A 20,723-nucleotide genomic window follows, 5' to 3' on the forward strand; every position below is an offset into this window, starting at 1 on the left:
GGTCAGTCCCAGTCCCAGGCGATTCCCAGGTACCCCGACCGCACGCGCGGTTCGACCAGGTGCACGGAGCGGTGCAGCCCGCTGAGCGTCAGTTCCTGATGGCCGCTGCGCGGTGCCGCCGCCGAGTGCTGGGTGAACCGGTGGCAGCGCACCGGGAGCGTCCCGGAGCCGAAGCGGACCTGGAGCGCGTACTGGCCGCCCGTGGAGTCCGCCCCGCGCACGTACTCGTGCGAGACCCCGGCCGTGCCGTCCTCGACGGCGTAGCGGAAGAGGAAGGTGTCGCCGGCGCGCAGGCGGGTGCCGAAGAGCAGCTCGACCGCGAGCATCCCGGTGTCGTGGTGCCGGCGGACGCGTCCGGTCCGGCAGTTCTCCAGGGCGTGCACGGTCATCCGTTCCGGTGTGGAGCCGGGGTCGCCGTGGTGGACGGCCACATAGCGGTCGACGCCGTCCCGGTGGGCGCGCACTATGTGGTGCGACTCGCGCTCCGCGAGCTCGCGGTGCGCTCCGATCCGCACCCGTTCGTGATGCCCCAGGGTGTGCAGCCCGCCGTCGCGCGGTGCGCCGAAGTCGGCCAGGAGCCGGTCCAGCACGTCCGAGGCCTCCACCAGGGAACGGTGTGAGCGGCCCGCGGAGCGGCGGTCCGCCGGGGGGCCGTCGGGCTCGGCGAGCAGCCGGATCAGTGACTCCTCCGGCAGGCGCAGGATCTCTTCCAGCGCGCGTACGGCGCGCAGCGACTCGGGGCGTTGCGGGCGGCGGGCGCCCTGCTGCCAGTAACTCAGGCTGGTGACGCCGACCTTGACGCCGCGGCACGACAGATGGTGCTGCACCCGCTGCAACGGCAGTCCCCGCGCGGCGATCGCGGCGCGCAGGGCGACGTGGAACGGGCCACCGCGCAGAGCCGAGTCCAGTTCCCCGGGGGCGGCGTCGGCCTGCTGTGTGGTGTCCGCCTGCTGTGTGGCGTGCGGCATGCAGGGGCCTTTCTGTGAATGTCCACAACGGCTGGTCAGACCGTTTCGCGCGGGTCACCCCGGAACCGCCCCCGCCGGCGCGGCGGAGCCTTCACATCCGTATGCCGTCGTTCAGGGCCCGGAGTTCCCCCGCATTGAAGCGTGTTGACCAAGCCCCGACAACACCTCGTGCCCAACACCTGGTGACCGGACGGCGGCGCACGCCGACGGGGCCGCACCGGCCCCGACGGCCGGTACGGCCCCGTGGCCCGTACGGTGATGAGGTTCTTGTTCGGAGTGTGACCCGCTCTACGAACCGCCGGTCGCGTCCTGGTCCCGCAGGCGGAGGCGCTTGGCGCGCACGATGTCGGGATCGCGGGGGTCGAGGGATTCGAAGGGGGCGGACGGCTCGTCCGCGTACCGGCGGCGGGTGCGGGCCGGTCGTCGTGGTTTCTCGATCCGTGTCTGTCGCATTTCGACCAGCCCTCCGACTCGTGACCGTCCGCCGCTCGCCCGAGGGACGGACCCCCCACCTTCCCGCTTCCCGCACGTCGTAACCCCTCCGGCCCCCACCGCGCCCCCGCCGGACCCCCTGTCACCCCACCGCGCCCCCGCCTGACCACCCCCACCCCCACCGGCCGCCCCACCGCCCCCCACCCCGTCCCCACCCCACCCCCGTCCCCACTCCACCCCCACCACCCCCCCCGCTACCCCCCAGCCCCACCACCCCCCAGCCCCGCCGCCCTGTCGGTCCCCGCCAGTAGGGTGTGAGACATGGCCGACCCCTCCAGCTACCGCCCCAAACCGGGTGAGATCCCCGACTCGCCGGGGGTCTACCGGTTCCGCGACGAGCACCGCCGGGTGATCTACGTCGGAAAGGCGAAGAGCCTGCGCCAGCGCCTGGCGAACTACTTCCAGGACCTGGCCGGGCTGCACCCGCGCACCCGCTCCATGGTCACCACGGCCGCGTCCGTGGAGTGGACGGTGGTGTCCACGGAGGTCGAGGCGCTCCAGCTGGAGTACTCCTGGATCAAGGAGTACGACCCCCGGTTCAACGTCAAGTACCGCGACGACAAGAGCTACCCGTACCTCGCGGTGACGATGAGCGAGGAGTTCCCGCGCGTGCAGGTGATGCGGGGTCACAAGAAGAAGGGCGTGCGCTACTTCGGCCCGTACGCGCACGCGTGGGCGATCCGCGACACCGTGGACCTGCTGCTGCGGGTCTTCCCGGTCCGCACCTGCTCGGCCGGGGTGTTCAAGAACGCGGCCCGCACCGGCCGCCCCTGTCTGCTCGGTTACATCGGCAAGTGCTCGGCGCCCTGCGTGGACCGGGTCTCCGCCGAGGAGCACCGCGAACTGGCCGAGGAGTTCTGCGACTTCATGGCGGGCCGCACGGGCACCTACCTGCGCCGTCTGGAGAAGCAGATGACGGAGGCGGCCGAGGAGATGGAGTACGAGCGGGCCGCCCGTCTGCGCGACGACATCGGGGCCCTGAAGAAGGCCATGGAGAAGAACGCGGTCGTGCTCGCCGACGCGACCGACGCCGATCTGATCGCGGTCGCCGAGGACGAGCTGGAGGCGGCCGTCCAGATCTTCCACGTCCGCGGCGGACGGGTGCGCGGCCAGCGCGGCTGGGTCACCGACAAGGTGGAGGAGATCACCACCGGCGCCCTCGTCGAGCACGCCCTGCAGCAGCTCTACGGCGAGGAGAGGGGCGACGCGGTCCCCCGGGAGGTCCTGGTGCCCGCCCTGCCCGACCCGGTGGAGCCGGTCCAGCAGTGGCTCACCGAGCGGCGCGGCTCCGGCGTCTCCCTGCGGATACCGCAGCGCGGCGACAAGAAGGCTTTGATGGAGACCGTGGAGCGCAACGCCCAGCAGGCGCTCGTGCTGCACAAGACCAAGCGGGCCTCCGACCTCACCACGCGCTCGCGCGCGCTGGAGGAGATCAGCGACGCGCTCGGCCTGGACAGCGCCCCGCTGAGGATCGAGTGCTACGACATCTCGCACCTCCAGGGTGACGACGTGGTGGCGTCCATGGTCGTCTTCGAGGACGGACTGGCCCGCAAGAGCGAGTACCGCCGCTTCCAGATCAAGGGGTTCGCGGGGCAGGACGACGTCCGCTCCATGCACGAGGTGATCACCCGCCGCTTCCGCCGCTACCTGGCGGAGAAGGAGCGGACGGGGGAGTGGACCGACGGTGACGACGGCGCCCCGGGCACGGCCCCCGACGGTCTCACCGAGCCCCCCGCGAGCACCCTCACGGAGGACGACGGCCGCCCCAAGCGTTTCGCCTACCCGCCGCAGCTCGTCGTGGTCGACGGCGGCGCCCCGCAGGTCGCGGCGGCCCGGCGGGCGCTGGACGGGCTCGGCATCGACGACATCGCGGTGTGCGGCCTCGCCAAGCGGCTGGAGGAGGTGTGGCTGCCGGGCGAGAACGACCCGGTGGTGCTGCCCCGCACCAGTGAGGGCCTCTACCTGCTCCAGCGGGTCCGTGACGAGGCCCACCGCTTCGCGATCACCTACCAGCGCGCCAAGCGTGCCAAGCGCTTCCGTTCCAGTCCCCTGGACGACGTGCCCGGCCTCGGGGACACCCGCAAGCAGGCGCTGATCAAACACTTCGGGTCGTTGAAGAAGCTGCGATCGGCGACAATCGAGCAGATCTGTGACGTTCCGGGCATAGGTCGCAAGACGGCCGAGACGATCGTCGCGGCCCTCGCCCGGGCGGCACCCGCCGCCCCCGCCGTGAACACGGCGACGGGCGAGATCATGGACGACACGGAAGAACCCGGGGACACCACGGGTTCTCCCGGGGAACCCGTGTCCACGGGCGCCCCGGACGAACGACGGGGGCAGGAGCGATGACCGAGAACGAGACAGGGCCCGAGGCGCAGCGAGATCGGGCACAGCAGGACACCGGTGCGGACGCCACCCGCCCCGGCGACGGCCAGGACGACGGAGCACAGGTGGGTACGGGCAAGGAAGCGGCCGGGGTGCCCGAGGCGGCCATCCCCGAGCTGGTGATCATCTCCGGCATGTCCGGGGCCGGCCGCTCGACGGCCGCGAAGTGTCTGGAGGACCTCGGCTGGTTCGTCGTGGACAACCTGCCGCCCGCGCTGATCCCCACCATGGTGGAGCTCGGTGCCCGCTCCCAGGGCAACGTGGCGCGGATCGCGGTGGTCGTCGACGTCCGCGGCCGGCGCTTCTTCGACAACCTCCGCGAGTCCCTGGCCGACCTCGACGGACGCGGGGTCACCCGGCGGACGGTGTTCCTGGAGTCCTCCGACGAGGCCCTGGTGCGCCGCTTCGAGTCGGTGCGCCGCCCGCACCCGCTCCAGGGCGACGGCCGGATCGTCGACGGCATCGCCGCCGAGCGGGAGCTGCTGCGCGAGCTGCGCGGCGACGCCGACCTGGTGATCGACACCTCCAGCCTCAACGTGCACGAGCTGCGCGCCAAGATGGACGCCCAGTTCGCCGGGGAGGAGGAACCCGAGCTGCGTGCCACGGTGATGTCCTTCGGCTTCAAGTACGGCCTCCCGGTCGACGCCGACCTGGTCGTGGACATGCGCTTCCTGCCCAACCCGCACTGGGTCCCCGAGCTGCGCCCGTACACCGGCCTCAACGAGGAGGTGGCGGCGTACGTCTTCAACCAGCCCGGCGCCAAGGAGTTCCTCGACCGGTACGCCGAGCTGCTGCGCCTCATCGCCGCGGGCTACCGTCGTGAGGGCAAGCGTTACGTGACGATCGCCGTCGGCTGCACCGGGGGCAAGCACCGCTCGGTCGCCACCTCGGAGAAGCTCGCCGCCCGGCTCGCCGCCGAGGGCGTGGAGACGGTGGTCGTCCACCGGGACATGGGACGCGAATGACACCACGTACTCCGCGGCTGAGCCGGCTGCGCAGAGCGGTTCCCGAGGGGCGCGCCGGCCGGCCGGCCGACGTCCGCGGCGCGAGACCGCGCCGCAGGGGCGCCCAGCCGAAGGTGGTCGCCCTGGGCGGCGGCATGGGGCTGTCCGCCTCGCTCGCCGCGCTGCGCCGGATCACCGGCGACCTCACCGCCGTCGTCACGGTGGCCGACGACGGCGGCTCCAGCGGGCGCCTGCGGGACGAACTGGGCGTGCTGCCCCCCGGCGACCTGCGCAAGGCGCTGGCCGCGCTGTGCGGCGACGACGACTGGGGCCAGACCTGGGCCCGGGTCATCCAGCACCGCTTCCAGTCCAGGGGCGACCTGCACGAGCACGCGGTCGGCAATCTGCTGATCGTCGCCCTGTGGGAGCAGCTCGGCGACCACGTCCAGGCGCTGGACCTGGTCGGCCGGCTGCTGGGCGCGCACGGGCGGGTGCTGCCCATGTCCGCCGTCCCGCTGGAGCTCCAGGCGCTGGTCAGGGGGCACGACCCGGAGCGGCCCGAGGAGGTCGACACCGTCCGCGGCCAGGCGACCGTCGCCCTGACCCCCGGCGAGGTGCAGTCGGTGCACCTCGTGCCGAACGACCCGCCGGCCGTCCCCGAGGCGGTGGAGGCGGTCCTGGACGCCGACTGGGTGGTGCTCGGCCCCGGCTCCTGGTTCTCCTCGGTCATCCCGCACCTGCTCGTGCCGGACCTGCTGGACGCCCTCATCGAGACGAAGGCTCGCCGGGTACTCTCGCTGAACCTCGCCCCGCAGCCAGGAGAAACCGAGGGCTTCTCCCCGCAGCGTCATTTGGAGGTTTTGGGACGACACGCCCCTAAACTCGCCCTGGACGTGGTGCTGGCCGACGAGGCCGCCGTGCCCGACCGCGACTCGCTGACCGATGCCGCCAAGCGGCTGGGCGCCGCGGTCGAGCTGGCCCCGGTGGCCCGGCCCGACGGAAGCCCCCGGCACGATCCGGAGCTGTTGGCCGCCGCGTACGACCGTATTTTTCGGATGCATGGAAGGATCGGCCCATGGCGATGACGGCAGCGGTGAAGGACGAGATCAGCCGGCTCCCCGTCACCCGTACCTGCTGCAGGAAGGCGGAGGTCTCCGCCGTGCTGCGGTTCGCCGGCGGCCTCCATCTGGTGAGCGGGCGCATCGTGATCGAGGCGGAGCTGGACACCGCGATGGCGGCGCGCCGCCTCAAGCGCGACATCCTGGAGATCTTCGGCCACAGCTCCGAACTGATCGTGATGGCTCCGGGCGGACTGCGCCGCGGTTCGCGCTACGTCGTCCGGGTGGTCGCGGGCGGCGACCAGCTCGCCCGTCAGACGGGCCTGGTGGACGGCCGGGGCCGCCCGATCCGCGGCCTGCCCCCGCAGGTGGTCTCGGGGGCCACCTGCGACGCGGAGGCGGCCTGGCGCGGGGCCTTCCTGGCGCACGGCTCCCTCACCGAGCCCGGCCGTTCCTCCTCCCTGGAAGTGACCTGCCCCGGCCCGGAGGCCGCGCTCGCGCTGGTCGGCGCGGCCCGCCGGCTGTCGATCGCGGCGAAGGCGCGCGAGGTGCGGGGCGTGGACCGGGTCGTGGTCCGCGACGGCGACGCGATCGGCGCCCTGCTCACCCGCCTCGGCGCGCACGAGTCGGTGCTGGCCTGGGAGGAGCGCCGGATGCGCCGCGAGGTGCGCGCCACGGCGAACCGGCTGGCCAACTTCGACGACGCCAACCTGCGCCGTTCCGCCCGCGCGGCCGTGGCGGCCGGTGCCCGGGTGCAGCGTGCCCTGGAGATCCTCGCCGACGACGTGCCCGAGCACCTCGCCGCGGCCGGTCGGCTGCGCATGGAGCACAAGCAGGCCTCCCTGGAGGAGCTGGGCGCGCTCGCCGACCCGCCGCTCACCAAGGACGCCGTGGCCGGCCGGATCCGCCGGCTGCTCGCCATGGCCGACAAGCGCGCCGCCGACCTCGGGATCCCGGGTACGGACGCCAACCTGAGCGAGGAACTCGCCGACAATCTCGTCGGCTGACGGACCGTCCGGGGACCGGCGTCGACGCCCGCTCGGGTGAACGGCGCCGGTCTTCGCGTGTCACGACGGCGCCCTTGACTCGATCATGCCGTGTCATGAGCCTGGCATCTGTTCGCCGCTGTGGCGGACCCAGGCAAGGGGGGTTCATGAGACGAAGAGCGAGAGCGGTCCTCGCTGTCGGCGCGCTCCTGATCGGCGGAGCCGGCTTCGCACCCGTCGCCCAGGCACGACCCGCGGACCCGGCGGCCTCCGACACCGGCGAGGTGAAGGTCTTCCGCGCCGAGGTCACCGAGGAGCAGGTGCCCCTGCTGCTGGCGGCGGGGCAGGACGGACACGAACTCGGGGAGCGGGTGCCCGACCGGGGCACGGCCACCGTCGAGGTCTACCTGACCGACGGACAGGCCCGGAAGCTGGAGAAGCAGGGCGTCGACCTCACCGAACACACCCTCTCCGCCCGGGCGGAGAACCGGGTCGCGGCCGCCGCCGACGGCGTGTTCCGCCCGTACGGCGGCGAGGGCGGCCTCAAGGAGGAGATCCTGCGCACCGCGCGGGAGCACCCCGGCCTCACCAAGGTCGTCTCCATCGGCAGGACGATCAGGGGCCAGGACATCCTCGCCCTGAAACTCTCCCGGAACGCCAGGACCGCCGAGGACGGCTCCAAGCCCGCCGTCCTCTACCTGTCGAACCAGCACGCGCGGGAGTGGATCACCCCGGAGATGACCCGGCGGCTGATGCACCACTACCTGGACAGCTACCGGACCGACAAGCGGATCAAGAAGATCGTCGACACCACCGAACTCTGGTTCGTCCTGTCGGCCAACCCCGACGGCTACGACCACACCTTCGCCGACGACGACAACCGCCTGTGGCGCAAGAACCTGCGGGACGTCAACGGCGACGGTGTCATCGGCACCGGCGACGGCGTCGACCTGAACCGCAACTTCCCCTACAAGTGGGGCTACGACGACGAGGGCTCGTCCCCCAGCCCCACCAGCCAGACCTACCGCGGCGCGAGCCCCGGCTCCGAGCCCGAGACCAAGGCGATCGACGCCTTCCAGAAGCGGATCGGCTTCACCTACGGCATCAACTACCACTCCGCCGCCGAACTCCTCCTCTACGGGGTCGGCTGGCAGGTCGCCACGCCGACCCCGGACGACGTCCTCTACGAAGCCCTGGCCGGCACGCCCGGCAACTCCGCGATCCCCGGCTACCACCCGCAGCTCTCCTCGGAGCTGTACACCACCAACGGCGAGGCCGACGGCCACGCGGCCAACGTCAACGGCATGGCGATGTTCACCCCCGAGATGTCGACCTGCCAGACCGTGTCCGACCTCGACCCCGACGACGAGTGGAACGCGGGCGACTGCCGGTCGGGCTTCAACTTCCCCGACGACGAGAAGCTGATCCAGCAGGAGTTCGCCAAGAACGTCCCGTTCGCGCTCTCCGTGGCCGAGAGCGCCGCCCACCCCGACCGGCCGTCCTCCGCGGTCGGCCTCGAGGCCGCGGACTTCACCCCGGCCGCCTTCGGGACCTCGTACGCGCGCGGCGCCGACCAGGAGGTCTCCGTCGTCGTCCGCAGGGCGGTGCGCGACAAGGAGCTCAAATACCGCGTCAACGGGGGCCGTACGCACGAGGAGGACCTCGAACGCTTCAAGGGCGGCGAGCGGTACGGCGGCGAGGACAACCTCTACTTCGACGAGTACCGGGCCGAGGTGGAGCACGGCGGGCCGGGCGACGAGGTCGAGGTGTGGTTCACCGGCGAGTCCGAGAACGGCCGGGACGTCTCCAGCGAGCACTTCACCTACACCGTCGCCGAACGGCCCCGCGCGGACGTCCTCGTCGTCGCCGAGGAGGGCGCGAAGGCCGCACGGGCCGGGACGTACGTCGACGCGCTGAGGGCCAACGGCCACAGGGCGGCCGTCTGGGACGTGGCCGAGCGGGGCGCGCCCGACGCGCTCGGCGTGCTCGGCCACTTCCGCACGGTGGTGCACTACACCGGCGCCGGCACCCCGGGTGTCGCCACCCAGCTCCAGCTGCGGGCCTTCCTGAACGAGGGCGGCCGGCTGATCGAGGCGGGCGAGCAGGCCGGCGGCGGCGTCGACCTCGGCGGCGGCACCCTGTCCGACGACTTCGGCCAGTACTACCTGGGTGCCTACTCGCGCACCTCGGCCTCCGGGGCCGGCGCGTTCACCGGATCCGGGGGGCTGGCCGGCTTCACCGGCCCACTCGGCGACGCGCCCGGCAACCCGCTGGACAGGGCCGGCACCTACGGCGTCACCTCCGACGAGCTGCCGGCGGAGAAGTACCCGCGGTTCGCGAGCGCCGGCGCCGGCGGATACCCGGGCACGGTCAACCCGTACGGGCCCCACGCCGGCTCCTACATGGCCGCCGCCGTCCACACCGACGACGGCTACAAGCGCCTGACCCGCACCGTCGACCTCACCGGTGTCGACGCTGCCGATCGGCCCGCGCTGCGCACCCAGCTGCTGTGGGACACCGAGCAGGGCTACGACCACGTCGTCGTCGAGGCGCACACCGCCGGCGCCGACGACTGGACGACCCTGCCCGAGGCGGGCGGCGCGACCCGCACCACCGTGCCGAGCGAGTGCGCGGCCGGGTTCTACGTCGGCGGGCACCCCTGGCTGGAGCACTACCTGACGCTGTCCGACGACGGCTGCGCCGCGACCGGCACCACCGGGTCCTGGAACGCCCTCACCGGCTCCTCCGGCGGCTGGCGGCAGGTGGAGTTCGACCTGAGCGCCTACGCCGGGAAGACGGTCGAGGTCTCGATCGCCTACGTCACCGACCCGGGCGGCGGCGGCCACGGCGTCCTCGCCGACGACGCCTCCCTGGTCGTCGGCGGCACGGCCACCGGGACCGAGGGCTTCGAGACGTCCCTCGGCGTCTGGAGCGCCTCCGGGCCGCCCGCGGGCAGCCCGGCCGTCCTGAAGGACTGGACCCGCACCGGGGCGCTGTTCCGGACGTACGCGGCGGTCACCACCGGTGACACCGTGCTGCTGGGCTTCGGCCTGGAGCACCTGACGTCCCCGGCGGACCGGTCGGCGCTGCTGGGAAAGGCCCTGGCCGCCCTCGGCAGGTGACCGGCACCCATGGGCCGGGACCGGCGGCCCGTGGTCACCCGGAGTGACGAGGGGCCGCCGGCCGGTCCGGGCGGTCCGTGCCCTACCGACGGGTACGGACCGCCCTGCCGGGTACGGGGCAACTCGATGTCACGGCCAGGGCCCCGGAGAGGTAGGGTCGGCAGTGGTCGGGGACATCCCAAATACAGCTCGCCGGCACAGAGCCGGCGTACCAACGAGGAGATCGGTTCGTGACGATCCGCGTAGGCATCAACGGGTTTGGCCGCATCGGTCGCAACTACTTCCGCGCACTGCTGGAGCAGGGCGCCGACATCGAGATCGTGGCCGTCAACGACCTGGGTGACACGGCGACCACTGCGCACCTGCTGAAGTACGACACCATCCTGGGCCGCCTCAAGCAGGAGGTCTCCCACACCGCCGACACGATCACCGTGGACGGCAAAACGATCAAGGTGCTCTCCGAGCGCAACCCCGCCGACATCCCGTGGGGCGAGCTGGGCGTCGACATCGTCATCGAGTCGACCGGCATCTTCACCAAGAAGGCCGACGCCGAGAAGCACATCGCCGGCGGCGCGAAGAAGGTCCTCATCTCGGCTCCGGCCAAGGACGAGGACATCACCGTGGTCATGGGCGTCAACCACGAGAAGTACGACCCGGCGAACCACCACGTCATCTCCAACGCCTCCTGCACCACCAACTGCGTGGCGCCGATGGCGAAGGTGCTCGACGAGAACTTCGGCATCGTCAAGGGCCTGATGACGACGGTGCACGCGTACACGAACGACCAGCGCATCCTCGACTTCCCGCACAAGGACCTGCGCCGCGCCCGTGCCGCCGCCGAGAACATCATCCCGACCACGACGGGCGCCGCCAAGGCCACCGCCCTGGTGCTCCCGCAGCTCAAGGGCAAGCTGGACGGCATGGCCATGCGCGTCCCGGTCCCGACCGGCTCGGTCACCGACCTGGTCGTGGAGCTCTCCCGCGAGGTCACCAAGGAAGAGGTCAACGCCGCCTTCCAGAAGGCCGCCGAGGGCGAGCTCAAGGGCTACCTCGAGTACACCGAGGACGAGATCGTCTCCTCCGACATCGTCAACGCCCCGGCGTCCTGCACCTTCGACTCCTCCCTGACCATGGTCCAGGAGGGCAAGAGCGTGAAGGTCATCGGCTGGTACGACAACGAGTGGGGCTACAGCAACCGCCTCGTCGACCTGACGGTCTTCGTGGGCAACCAGCTCTGATCGTGGAGCGGGCAGCCTGATATGAGTGCAGGGCTCGGCCGGTGCGGCAACGCACTGTCCGAGCCCTGACGCACGTATCGGAACAGCCGCCCTCTTTCGATCACGAGCGATCACGAGCGAACACGAGCTCTAGCCAGGGAGCCCCCTCATGAAGACGATCGACGAACTCCTCACCGAAGGCGTCACGGGCCGGCGGGTCCTCGTCCGCGCCGACCTCAACGTGCCGCTGGACGGCACCACCATCACCGACGACGGCCGCATCCGCGCCGTGCTGCCCACCGTCAAGGCGCTCGCCGAGGCGGGCGCCCGCGTGGTCGTGGCCTCGCACCTGGGCCGCCCCAAGGGCGCCCCGGACCCCGCCTTCTCCCTCGCCCCGGCCGCCGCGCGCCTCGGTGAACTCCTCGGCGCCGACGTGGCGTTCGCGACCGACACGGTCGGCGAGTCCGCCGGCGCCACCGTCGCCGGCCTCGCCGACGGGCAGGTCGCGGTCATCGAGAACCTGCGCTTCAACGCCGGCGAGACCAGCAAGGACGACGCCGAGCGCGGCGCGTTCGCCGACCGGCTCGCCGCCCTCGCCGACGTGTACGTGGGCGACGGCTTCGGCGCGGTGCACCGGGGGCACGCCTCGGTCTTCGACCTCCCGGCCCGCCTGCCGCACTACGCCGGGTACCTCATCGCCACCGAGGTCGGCGTCCTGAAGAAGCTCACCGACGACGTCAAGCGCCCCTACGTCGTCGCCCTCGGCGGCGCCAAGGTGTCCGACAAGCTCGCCGTCATCGACGAGCTGCTCGGCAAGGCCGACCGGATCCTCATCGGCGGCGGCATGGCGTACACCTTCCTCAAGGCCCAGGGTCACGAGATCGGCACCTCCCTGCTGCAGGAGGACCAGATCCCGGCCGTCCTGGAGTACCTGGAGCGCGCCGAGAAGAACGGCGTCGAGCTGGTGCTGCCGGTCGACACGCTGGTCGCCGCGGAGTTCCCCGACATGAAGGCCAAGGCGCCGTCCCACCCCACCACCGTCGCCGCGGACGCCATGCCGGCCGGCCACATGGGTCTGGACATCGGTCCTCAGACCCGCAAGCTGTACGCCTCGAAGCTCGCCGACGCCGCCACCGTCTTCTGGAACGGCCCCATGGGCGTCTTCGAGCACCCCGACTACGCCGAGGGCACCAAGGCGGTCGCCCAGGCCCTCCTCGACTCCCCGGGCTTCACCGTGGTCGGCGGCGGCGACTCCGCCGCGGCGGTCCGTACCCTGGGCTTCGACGAGCAGGCATTCGGCCACATCTCGACCGGAGGCGGCGCCTCCCTCGAATACCTCGAGGGCAAGACGCTCCCCGGCCTCGCCGCACTGGAGGACTGACCTCAATGAGCACCCGCACGCCGCTGATGGCGGGCAACTGGAAGATGAACCTCAACCACCTCGAGGCCATCGCCCACGTCCAGAAGCTCGCCTTCGCCCTGGCCGACAAGGACTACGAGGCCGTCGAGGTCGCCGTCCTGCCGCCCTTCACCGACCTGCGCTCCGTACAGACCCTGGTCGACGGCGACAAGCTGCGGATCAAGTACGGCGCCCAGGACATCTCCGCGCACGACGGCGGCGCCTACACCGGTGAGATCTCCGGCCCGATGCTGGCCAAGCTGAAGTGCGCCTACGTCGCCGTCGGGCACTCGGAGCGGCGCCAGTACCACGCCGAGACCGACGAGATCGTGAACGCCAAGGTGAAGGCCGCCTACAAGCACGGCATCACCCCCATCCTGTGCGTCGGCGAGGAGCTGGAGGTCCGCGAGGCGGGCAACCACGTCACCCACACCCTCGCCCAGGTCGAGGGCGGTCTGAAGGACCTCCCGGCCGAGCAGGCCGAGTCGGTCGTGATCGCCTACGAGCCCGTGTGGGCCATCGGCACCGGCAAGGTCTGCGGCGCCGAGGACGCCCAGGAGGTCTGCGCCGCCATCCGCGGCAAGCTCGCCGAGCTGTACTCCCAGGAGCTGGCCGACGCGGTCCGCATCCAGTACGGGGGCTCCGTCAAGTCCGGCAACGTCGCCGAGATCATGGCGCAGGCCGACATCGACGGCGCCCTGGTCGGCGGCGCCTCCCTGGACGCCGACGAGTTCGTCAAGATCGTTCGTTTCCGTGACCAGTGAGTAGGCCGTAGCGGCGATTCGTCGTACGCTTGCGGGGTCCGGCGGTGTGCCGGGCCCCGCGTCGTCCATCCGCATCCGAGGAAGTTGGTCCAGCCGTGGTTCTGGGGTTCTCCATCGCCCTGATCGTCTTCAGCCTGCTGCTGATGCTGCTGGTGCTGATGCACAAGGGGAAGGGCGGCGGCCTCTCCGACATGTTCGGTGGTGGCATGCAGTCCTCCGTCGGCGGCTCCTCGGTCGCCGAGCGCAACCTCGACCGGATCACCGTCGTGGTCGGTCTGCTCTGGTTCGCGTGCATCGTCGTGCTCGGCATCACGATGAAGATGAACAACTGACCCGAGCACAATCCGCACGCATTCCCCACGCATTCCCCTCGTAACGCCCCATGTTCGGTACGCGCAGCTGAGCGCGGCCTATCATGGGGCGTGCGTCTGGATGCGGGGGGTTGGTAACTCCAGTCACTGGACGCGCGTTGGGCCTTACGTAGACTGAGGCGCTCGCGGCGAAGCGGTACGCCGACTCGCTTCGCGGCACCATCACGCAGGGAGTTACGACCGTGGCAAGTGGCAACGCGATCCGGGGAAGCCGGGTCGGGGCGGGGCCGATGGGCGAGGCCGAGCGCGGCGAGTCCGCGCCGCGGCTGCGCATCTCCTTCTGGTGCTCCAACGGGCACGAGACACAGCCGAGCTTCGCGAGCGACGCGCAGGTGCCCGATACCTGGGACTGCCCCCGCTGCGGATTCCCGGCCGGTCAGGACCGCGACAACCCCCCGGACCCGCCGCGCACCGAGCCCTACAAGACGCACCTCGCCTATGTGCGGGAGCGGCGCAGCGACGCCGACGGTGAGGCCATCCTCGCCGAGGCGCTCGCCAAGCTGCGGGGCGAGATCTAGACGGTCCGCTTCCGTCTCTTTCAGTCTTCTTCCCGTTCATCGCTGATCAATTAGGTTGGGAACAGCCGGGACAGCGGGGACATCCAAGGAAGAAGGCTGAAGTCCGAGATGAACGCAGACGGTCGTACCAGGCTCCACCAGACGCCCGAGTGGACCGCACTGGCCAAGCACCGTGAGGAGCTGGGCGAGGCGCGGCTGCGCGAGCTGTTCGCCGCCGACCCCGGCCGCGGCACCGCGTACACCCTCCGGGTCGGTGACCTGTACGTCGACTACTCCAAGCACCTGGTCACCGACGACACCCTGCGGCTGCTGGTCGAGCTGGCCGAGGCCACCGACGTGTCCGGTCTGCGGGACGCCATGTTCCGTGGCGAGAGGATCAACACCACGGAGGACCGGGCGGTGCTGCACACCGCGCTGCGGGCTCCGCGGGACGCGGTGGTCGAGGTGGACGGGGAGAACGTGGTCCCGGCCGTGCACGCCGTCCTGGACCGGATGGCGGACTTCGCCGGCCGGGTGCGTTCCGGGGAGTGGACGGGTCACACCGGCAGGCGGATCCGCAATGTCGTCAACATCGGCATCGGCGGCTCGGACCTGGGGCCGGCGATGGCGTACGAGGTGCTGCGCCCCTACACCGCCCGCGACCTGACGTTCCGTTTCGTGTCGAACGTGGACGGCGCCGACCTGCACGAGGCGGTGCGTGACCTGGACCCGGCTGAGACGCTGTTCATTGTCGCGTCCAAGACGTTCACCACCATCGAGACGGTCACCAACGCCACCTCCGCGCGGAGCTGGCTGCTGGACGCGCTGGGTGACGAGAAGGCGGTGGCCAGGCACTTCGTGGCCCTGTCGACGAACGCCGAGAAGGTCACGGACTTCGGCATCGACACGGCGAACATGTTCGAGTTCTGGGACTGGGTCGGCGGACGCTACTCGTTCGACTCGGCGATCGGGCTGTCGCTGATGATCGCGATCGGCCCGGACCGCTTCCGGGAGATGCTGGACGGCTTCCGCATCGTCGACGAGCACTTCGTCAACGCGCCCGCCGAGGCCAACGCGCCGCTGCTGCTGGGCCTGCTGGGCGTCTGGTACAACAACTTCCTCGACGCGCAGTCGCACGCGGTGCTGCCGTACTCGCACTACCTGTCGAAGTTCACCGCCTACCTCCAGCAGCTCGACATGGAGTCCAACGGCAAGTACGTCGGCCGGGACGGGCGCGAGGTGGAGTGGCAGACGGGCCCGGTGGTGTGGGGCACGCCCGGCACCAACGGGCAGCACGCCTACTACCAGCTGATCCACCAGGGCACGAAGCTGATCCCGGCCGACTTCATCGGCTTCGCCGAGCCCGCCGCCGAGCTGAGCGACGAACTCAAGGCGCAGCACGACCTGTTGATGGCCAACTTCTTCGCGCAGACCCAGGCGCTCGCCTTCGGCAAGACCCCGGACGAGGTGCGCGGCGAAGGGGTGCCGGAGGAACTGGTCCCGCACAAGACGTTCAAGGGGGACCACCCCACCACCACGATCCTGGCGCGCGAGCTGACGCCGTCGGTGCTCGGCCAGCTGATCGCGCTCTACGAGCACAAGGTGTTCGTGCAGGGCGCGATCTGGAACATCGACTCCTTCGACCAGTGGGGCGTCGAACTCGGCAAGGTGCTCGCCAAGCGCGTCGAGCCCGCCCTCACCGAAGGCGCCGACGTCCCCGGCCTCGACCCGTCCACCAGGGCGCTGGTCGCCACCTACCGGGAGCTGCGCGGACGGCGGTGACGACGCCACGGGAAAGCGGGCGGCGGGAGGCCGTCCGCTTACCGTAGAATCCACGGCGTTCATCACAGCGAGCGCTCGGGGGAGCACAAGGTGGCACGTACGCGCGGAAGTTGGACCGGTGGTGGCCTGACCCTCAAGTCGGTGCTGATGCCCCATCACTTCGCGCAGGCGGTGTTCCACCCGGCGTGGATCCCCGATTCGCTCGACCCGACGATCGAGCGGCTCAAACGCTTCCGGATCATCGCCGGCGCGGTGGCCTCGCTGGGCGTCTACACCTACATCGAGGGCGGTTTCGCCGTCGCGGAACTGCTGGAGAACGCGCTCACCGCCTCGGTGGTGCTGCTGTTCCTCACCCCGATGACGGTCGGCGCGATGCTCTTCGTGTGGCGGCGCACCGGAACCGCGCGCCAGTTGAGGGTGCCGCTGGTCAACGCCCTGAAACTGCTGCTGCTGTTCGTCGGCTGCGTCGTGGCCCTGGTGCTGCTGGTGCAGACGACGAACTCGTCCGGGGGCAACTTCGCCGTGATCATGGGCGCGGGCCTGACGATGATGTGGATGCTGATCTTCGTGGCCTACGGGGCCGTGCGGGTCTCCGGCAACTTCTTCGGCACGGCCGCCGTGCACCGCTGTCTGCCCGCGCTGCTCGCCACGGTGACCAGCTGGCTGATGGCCATCCCCGACCTGGTCACCGGTGATCTGCACGGGCTCGGCCTCACCATGGGCATCGTCTTCATCCTGGGCGCACCGGTCACGGTCACGCTGATCGCCCTGGCGGAGATGGGCCGGCTGAAGCGGCGCTACGGCATCAGGCTGGGCACCCACCCGGCGAGCCTCCCGCCGATCCCGGGCCACCTCCCGCCGATGCCGCCCCCCATGCCCCCGACGGGACTGCCGCACGTACCGCCGCAGGGCAACCCCTACGGCCACCCGCACCCGCCCACGACGGGCGGCAACCCCTACGCGCCGGGCGCGGGCGGCACCCCGTACGCCCCGCACCCGCAGCCCCCGTACAGTCCCCAGCCCCCGTACAGCCCGCCGAACCCGCACGGCCCCTACGGCGGCTGACCGGACCGGCCGGGACCCGGGCGCCTTCGCTCAGGTCACCGCGCTCAGGGTGTCCGCGAGACGTCGGCGGGCCGCTCGCGCGGCCGGCAGGGCGGCGAGGGCGGCGGCGCCCAGCACGGCGGCCGTCCCGAGCAGCAGCAGGAGCGCGGGGGAGGGCCCCTGGGCGATCCCGGCGCCGACGCCGCTCGACCTCCCCTGGGCGTCGATCAGCCAGTGCGCCAGCGGCAGCCCCAGCGCCATGGCCAGCAGCACGGCCGCGAGGGCCGTACCGGCCGTGGCCGTGACCGTGACGGCGGTGATCTGCCGCGGGGACAGACCGATGGCCTTGAGCGCCAGCAGGTCCCGCTCGCCCTCGCGGACCGTGCCGCCGATCGCCGTCAGCAGTTCGAGCAGTCCGATCAGGGCGAGGACGACGATCAGCCCGAGGACGACCGCGCGCAGCGGGGTCAGTTCGTCGGCCGGGTTGGCCACGGTGTGCACGTCCAGGTGGCCGCGCCCCGCCTCGGCCAGCCGCGCGGCGACCGCGCCCGGGTCGGCACCGGGCTCCAGCCGCAGCTGGTAGAGGCTCGGCCGGAGGTCCGGATCGTTGGCGTGGAGGGTGTCGAGCGAGGTGGAGATGACCCGGCCGGCGTTCTCCGGTTCGATGCTGCGGCCGACGATGTGCAGGATCTGCGGCCGGTCGCCGACGGTCATCCGCACCCAGTCGCCGACCCGGACGTGCAGCAGGTCCAGCAGCCCCTGACCGGCCACCGCCTCGTCCGTCCCGCGCGCGGCACGGCCCTCGGCCAGCGTGAACGGGTACGGCTCCCGCTGGGTGCCGAGGCCGCGCAGCGCGATGGTGGCGGTCTGGCCGGGCACCAGCGCGGCCACCTCCACCCCCGGGTAGGCGGCGGCGACCCCCGGGTCGCGCTCCAGCAGGGCGCGGGCCTCCCGGTCGCCCAGTGAGGCGTCCGCGCGCACGCTCAGCGCCGTGGGCAGGCCCATCCGCTCGGGGCTGCCGTGGAAGCGGTCGATGGTGGTCCACGCGCTCAGCGCCACGACGATCAGCAGCAGCGGGAGCGCCAGCCTGCCCACCGCGCCCAGCGCACGCGGCCGGCGCGAGAACGCCTTGTGCCAGCCCAGGACCAGCGCCGGAGGCACCCGCGCCCCCAGCGCCCGCCGCGCCAGTCCGCTCAGGCCCCCGGCCGGGGGTGCGGCGGGCCGTGGCACCGGAACCGGCGGCACCCGTCCCGCCCGCCAGGCGGCCAGCCCCGTGGTCGCGCCGATGAACAGCACCGCCCCCACCGGCACCACGAACAGCGCCACGGTGTGTCCGGGCAGCCCCTGCCACACGGCGACCGCGTCCCCGAGCCGCCCCGGTACCCCGCTGCCCAGCGCCTCGGTGAGCACGGCGGCGGCCACGGCACCGAGCAGCGCGTAGAGCAGGTGCTGGATGAGGAAGACCCGCACGACCTGGCCGGGGGTGAAACCGATCGCCTTCAGGACCGAGATGTCCCGCAGATGTCCCCGGATCCGGGTGGCGATCGCCCCGTGCACGGCGAACCCGGCGGCGGCCAGCGCGCCGAGCCCGAACAGGCCCAGCACCTGGCCGAGCAGCCGGTTGTCGCCCTGCGCCTCGGCGCGGGCCTGCTGCCAGGTGGAGACCTCGCCGATCGCCCCGGCGCCCAGCTCGGTCACCGCCCGCTGCACGGCGTACCCGGTGTCGCCCGGGTCGGTCAGCCGCAGCCCGATCACCTGGCCGTCCGGGGCCGCCACGGCCGAGGGCAGGGCCCACACCAGGCCGGAGCGCTCACCCGGCCGGTAGCGGGGCTCGGCGGTGTCGGCGACGCCCACCACGGTCAACCGCCGCGCCGTGCCCGGCACGGTGAGGGTGTCACCGGGCGCCGTCAGCAGGGCGCGGGCGAGACGGCTTTCCAGGACCACGCCGTCGGGGGTGGCCGGGTCCAGCCAGCGCCCGGAGGTGATCAGCGGGCGGCCGGGTTCGGGCCGTGCGGCGGTGCCGCGCAGCTCGACGGAGGCCCGGCCGCCCCGTGAGGCCAGGGTGAGCGAGGCGGTGGGGTGGGGGCCAGTGACCGACTCCACCCCGTCCAGGCCGGCCAGCTTCCCGGCGTCCGCGGCGGCGGTGGTGTGCAGCGTCACGTGCGCGCCGCGGGCCTGGGTGAAGACCCGCTGCCAGGGATTGGTCGCGTACCCGAACAGGGCCGTGGCCAGCAGCAGGGACGCGACGATGCCCGCGGTGGCGAGGACCAGGAACAGCGCCTCGCCGCGGTGCGTGCGCAGATCGGAGTGCGCCCAGCGCAGCGTCGCTCGCACCTGCCTCAGCCCTTCGGTCCTGTCGTCGCGGGGCGGTCGTGGAAGCGCATGTCAGTCCTTGAGCTCCAGCACACCCGAGATACCGCTCCGGCGCGGCGCGGGACCGCCCTCGAGTGCGGCGTCGTCGGCGATCCGGCCGTCGAAGAAGCTGATCACCCGGTCCGCGGCGCTCGCCAGCCGGGCGTCGTGGGTGACCAGCAGGATCGTCTGCCCGCGCTGGTGGAAGCGGGACAGCAGGCGCATCACCTCGCGGGTGCCCTTGCTGTCCAGGCTGCCGGCGGGCTCGTCGGCCAGCAGCAGCGGCGGATGGTTGACCAGCGCCCGGGCCAGCGCGACCCGTTGCTGCTCACCGCCGGACAGCTCGCCCGGCATGCTCCGCGCCTTGCCCTCCAGACCCAGCTCGGCCAGGAGCTCCTCGCGCCCGGCCCGGGCCTTCTTCGGCGACACCCCCGCGAGCAGGGCGGGCAGCTCCACGTTGTCGGCGACCGACAGGTCGGAGACGAGGTTGAAGAACTGGAAGACGATCCCGATGCGCTTGCGGCGCTCCACCGCCCACCGGGCCTCGCCGTAGCCGTCGGTGCGCTCGCCGTCCAGCCAGATGCTGCCCGCGTCGGGCCGCTGGAGTCCGCCGAGCAGGTGCAGCAGCGTCGACTTGCCCGCCCCGGAGGGGCCGGTGATCGCCACGAACTCGCCGCGCGTCACCCGCAGGTCGACCCCGCGCACGGCGTGCGCCGGGGCGCCCTCGCCGTGGTGCGTCTTGACCAGGCCTTCGGCGCGCAGCACGGGAGCGGGGCTCTCGCTCACTGAAGCTCCTCCAGCTCTTCCTGGCACCGCTCCAGCCAGTCGAGGTCGGCCTGCAGGTGCAGCATCGCGCCCTCGATCAGCAGGTGGGAGATGCGGTTGTCCCGGTCCTCGGCGGCGGCGAGCTTCGACAGCTGCCGCATGGTGTTCAGGTACTGGCGCCGCTGCTTGTTGATCAGGGCGATCTGGTCGGCGAGACCGGTCCGCGGGGCCAGGGCCAGTTTCATGAAGAACTCGTCCCGTACCCGCGGTTCGTCCGCCGTCTCCTCGTACCAGGCGCGCAGCGCCTCACGCCCGGCGTCGGTGAGGTGGTAGACCTTCTTGTTGGGCCGGCTCGACTGCTCGACGTCCTCGCCCTCGATCAGTCCGGTCTTCTCGAGGCGGCCGAGGGTGACGTAGATCTGGCCGACGTTCGGCTGAGGGTACGCGGAGCCCAGCAGTTGCTCAAGGTCCTGCTTGAGCTCGTAGCCGTGGGCCGGACCGCGGGCGAGCAGGCCCAGGAGGGGCAGCCGCACTCGTGCTCTCCTCCTCGCGCGTCCTGGGTAATGTGCCGCAGGGC

General features: G+C 72.0%; 17 protein-coding genes. 12 read left to right on the forward strand and 5 right to left on the reverse strand.

The genetic code is table 11. The features are described from left to right. Positions 1 to 2: 2 nt before the first annotated feature. Positions 3 to 968, reverse strand: a complete 966-nt coding sequence (locus FHX78_RS26720) for a hypothetical protein (RefSeq protein WP_145869949.1) — start codon at positions 966 to 968, stop codon at positions 3 to 5. A gap of 288 nt (positions 969 to 1,256) precedes the next feature. Continuing rightward, a complete protein-coding gene (locus FHX78_RS36920; RefSeq protein ID WP_167531863.1) occupies positions 1,257 to 1,421 on the reverse strand; it encodes a hypothetical protein in 165 nt (54 codons plus the stop codon). 300 nt (positions 1,422 to 1,721) lie between these two features. On the opposite strand from FHX78_RS36920, the gene uvrC reads away from it, so the two are divergent. From uvrC to FHX78_RS26785, 12 genes are all read left to right on the forward strand, one after another. Next, on the forward strand, positions 1,722 to 3,809 hold the full coding sequence (gene uvrC, locus FHX78_RS26730) for an excinuclease ABC subunit UvrC (protein WP_145869950.1): 2,088 nt from the start codon (positions 1,722 to 1,724) through the stop codon (positions 3,807 to 3,809). Further along, positions 3,806 to 4,810 (forward strand): RNase adapter RapZ, encoded by a 1,005-nt coding sequence (gene rapZ, locus FHX78_RS26735; RefSeq protein ID WP_145869951.1) that lies wholly within the window; start codon positions 3,806 to 3,808, stop codon positions 4,808 to 4,810. The genes uvrC and rapZ overlap by 4 nt, the downstream gene beginning before the upstream one ends. Beyond that, the gene (locus FHX78_RS26740) at positions 4,807 to 5,874 is read left to right on the forward strand and encodes a gluconeogenesis factor YvcK family protein (RefSeq protein WP_145869952.1); all 1,068 of its coding nucleotides are present in this window, start codon (positions 4,807 to 4,809) and stop codon (positions 5,872 to 5,874) included. Before rapZ ends, FHX78_RS26740 begins: the two co-directional genes overlap by 4 nt. Continuing rightward, positions 5,865 to 6,854: a DNA-binding protein WhiA gene (gene whiA / locus FHX78_RS26745; protein WP_145869953.1), complete on the forward strand. Its 990-nt coding sequence runs from the start codon at positions 5,865 to 5,867 to the stop codon at positions 6,852 to 6,854. The genes FHX78_RS26740 and whiA overlap by 10 nt, the downstream gene beginning before the upstream one ends. Before the next feature lie 146 nt (positions 6,855 to 7,000). Then, positions 7,001 to 9,955: a M14 family metallopeptidase gene (locus FHX78_RS26750; protein ID WP_145869954.1), complete on the forward strand. Its 2,955-nt coding sequence runs from the start codon at positions 7,001 to 7,003 to the stop codon at positions 9,953 to 9,955. Between the two features lie 230 nt (positions 9,956 to 10,185). Next, entirely contained in the window at positions 10,186 to 11,193 is a 1,008-nt protein-coding gene (gap, locus tag FHX78_RS26755) for a type I glyceraldehyde-3-phosphate dehydrogenase (RefSeq protein WP_145869955.1), read from the forward strand. Positions 11,194 to 11,341: 148 nt separating this feature from the next. Continuing rightward, positions 11,342 to 12,553, forward strand: a complete 1,212-nt coding sequence (locus tag FHX78_RS26760; protein WP_145869956.1) for a phosphoglycerate kinase — start codon at positions 11,342 to 11,344, stop codon at positions 12,551 to 12,553. A 5-nt stretch (positions 12,554 to 12,558) separates the two neighbouring features. Then, complete coding sequence (gene tpiA / locus FHX78_RS26765; protein ID WP_145869957.1) at positions 12,559 to 13,335, forward strand: triose-phosphate isomerase; 777 nt, start codon at positions 12,559 to 12,561, stop codon at positions 13,333 to 13,335. 101 nt (positions 13,336 to 13,436) lie between these two features. Beyond that, positions 13,437 to 13,667 (forward strand): preprotein translocase subunit SecG, encoded by a 231-nt coding sequence (gene secG / locus FHX78_RS26770; RefSeq protein WP_030858697.1) that lies wholly within the window; start codon positions 13,437 to 13,439, stop codon positions 13,665 to 13,667. A 221-nt stretch (positions 13,668 to 13,888) separates the two neighbouring features. Beyond that, complete coding sequence (locus tag FHX78_RS26775; protein ID WP_003957010.1) at positions 13,889 to 14,224, forward strand: RNA polymerase-binding protein RbpA; 336 nt, start codon at positions 13,889 to 13,891, stop codon at positions 14,222 to 14,224. 108 nt (positions 14,225 to 14,332) lie between these two features. After that, positions 14,333 to 15,985 (forward strand): glucose-6-phosphate isomerase, encoded by a 1,653-nt coding sequence (gene pgi / locus FHX78_RS26780; protein WP_145869958.1) that lies wholly within the window; start codon positions 14,333 to 14,335, stop codon positions 15,983 to 15,985. Between the two features lie 90 nt (positions 15,986 to 16,075). Beyond that, positions 16,076 to 17,050: a hypothetical protein gene (locus FHX78_RS26785; protein ID WP_145869959.1), complete on the forward strand. Its 975-nt coding sequence runs from the start codon at positions 16,076 to 16,078 to the stop codon at positions 17,048 to 17,050. A 30-nt stretch (positions 17,051 to 17,080) separates the two neighbouring features. On the opposite strand, the gene FHX78_RS26790 is transcribed toward FHX78_RS26785, so the two are convergent. The 3 genes from FHX78_RS26790 to FHX78_RS26800 are packed head-to-tail and all read right to left on the reverse strand — an operon-like array spanning position 17,081 to position 20,679. Next, positions 17,081 to 19,363, reverse strand: coding sequence for an ABC transporter permease (locus tag FHX78_RS26790; protein ID WP_145869960.1), 2,283 nt, complete (start codon positions 19,361 to 19,363; stop codon positions 17,081 to 17,083). 51 nt (positions 19,364 to 19,414) lie between these two features. Next, positions 19,415 to 20,167 carry an ABC transporter ATP-binding protein gene (locus tag FHX78_RS26795; protein WP_145869961.1) on the reverse strand — a complete coding sequence of 251 codons (753 nt, stop codon included), beginning with the start codon at positions 20,165 to 20,167 and terminating at the stop codon, positions 19,415 to 19,417. Then, positions 20,164 to 20,679, reverse strand: a complete 516-nt coding sequence (locus FHX78_RS26800) for a PadR family transcriptional regulator (RefSeq protein ID WP_145869962.1) — start codon at positions 20,677 to 20,679, stop codon at positions 20,164 to 20,166. Before FHX78_RS26800 ends, FHX78_RS26795 begins: the two co-directional genes overlap by 4 nt. Positions 20,680 to 20,723 lie beyond the last annotated feature (44 nt).

The sequence above is a fragment of the Streptomyces capillispiralis genome, from assembly GCF_007829875.1.
GTDB classification, from domain to species: Bacteria; Actinomycetota; Actinomycetes; order Streptomycetales; family Streptomycetaceae; genus Streptomyces; species Streptomyces capillispiralis.

Excerpts from the sequence above, each read along its gene's own strand:
- FHX78_RS26720 (WP_145869949.1), bottom strand. The coding sequence starts at position 968 with ATGCCGCACGCCACACAGCAGGCGGACACCACACAGCAGGCCGACGCC.
- FHX78_RS36920 (WP_167531863.1), bottom strand. The coding sequence starts at position 1,421 with ATGCGACAGACACGGATCGAGAAACCACGACGACCGGCCCGCACCCGC.
- uvrC (WP_145869950.1), top strand. The coding sequence starts at position 1,722 with ATGGCCGACCCCTCCAGCTACCGCCCCAAACCGGGTGAGATCCCCGAC.
- rapZ (WP_145869951.1), top strand. The coding sequence starts at position 3,806 with ATGACCGAGAACGAGACAGGGCCCGAGGCGCAGCGAGATCGGGCACAG.
- FHX78_RS26740 (WP_145869952.1), top strand. The coding sequence starts at position 4,807 with ATGACACCACGTACTCCGCGGCTGAGCCGGCTGCGCAGAGCGGTTCCC.
- whiA (WP_145869953.1), top strand. The coding sequence starts at position 5,865 with ATGGCGATGACGGCAGCGGTGAAGGACGAGATCAGCCGGCTCCCCGTC.
- FHX78_RS26750 (WP_145869954.1), top strand. The coding sequence starts at position 7,001 with ATGAGACGAAGAGCGAGAGCGGTCCTCGCTGTCGGCGCGCTCCTGATC.
- FHX78_RS26760 (WP_145869956.1), top strand. The coding sequence starts at position 11,342 with ATGAAGACGATCGACGAACTCCTCACCGAAGGCGTCACGGGCCGGCGG.
- tpiA (WP_145869957.1), top strand. The coding sequence starts at position 12,559 with ATGAGCACCCGCACGCCGCTGATGGCGGGCAACTGGAAGATGAACCTC.
- pgi (WP_145869958.1), top strand. The coding sequence starts at position 14,333 with ATGAACGCAGACGGTCGTACCAGGCTCCACCAGACGCCCGAGTGGACC.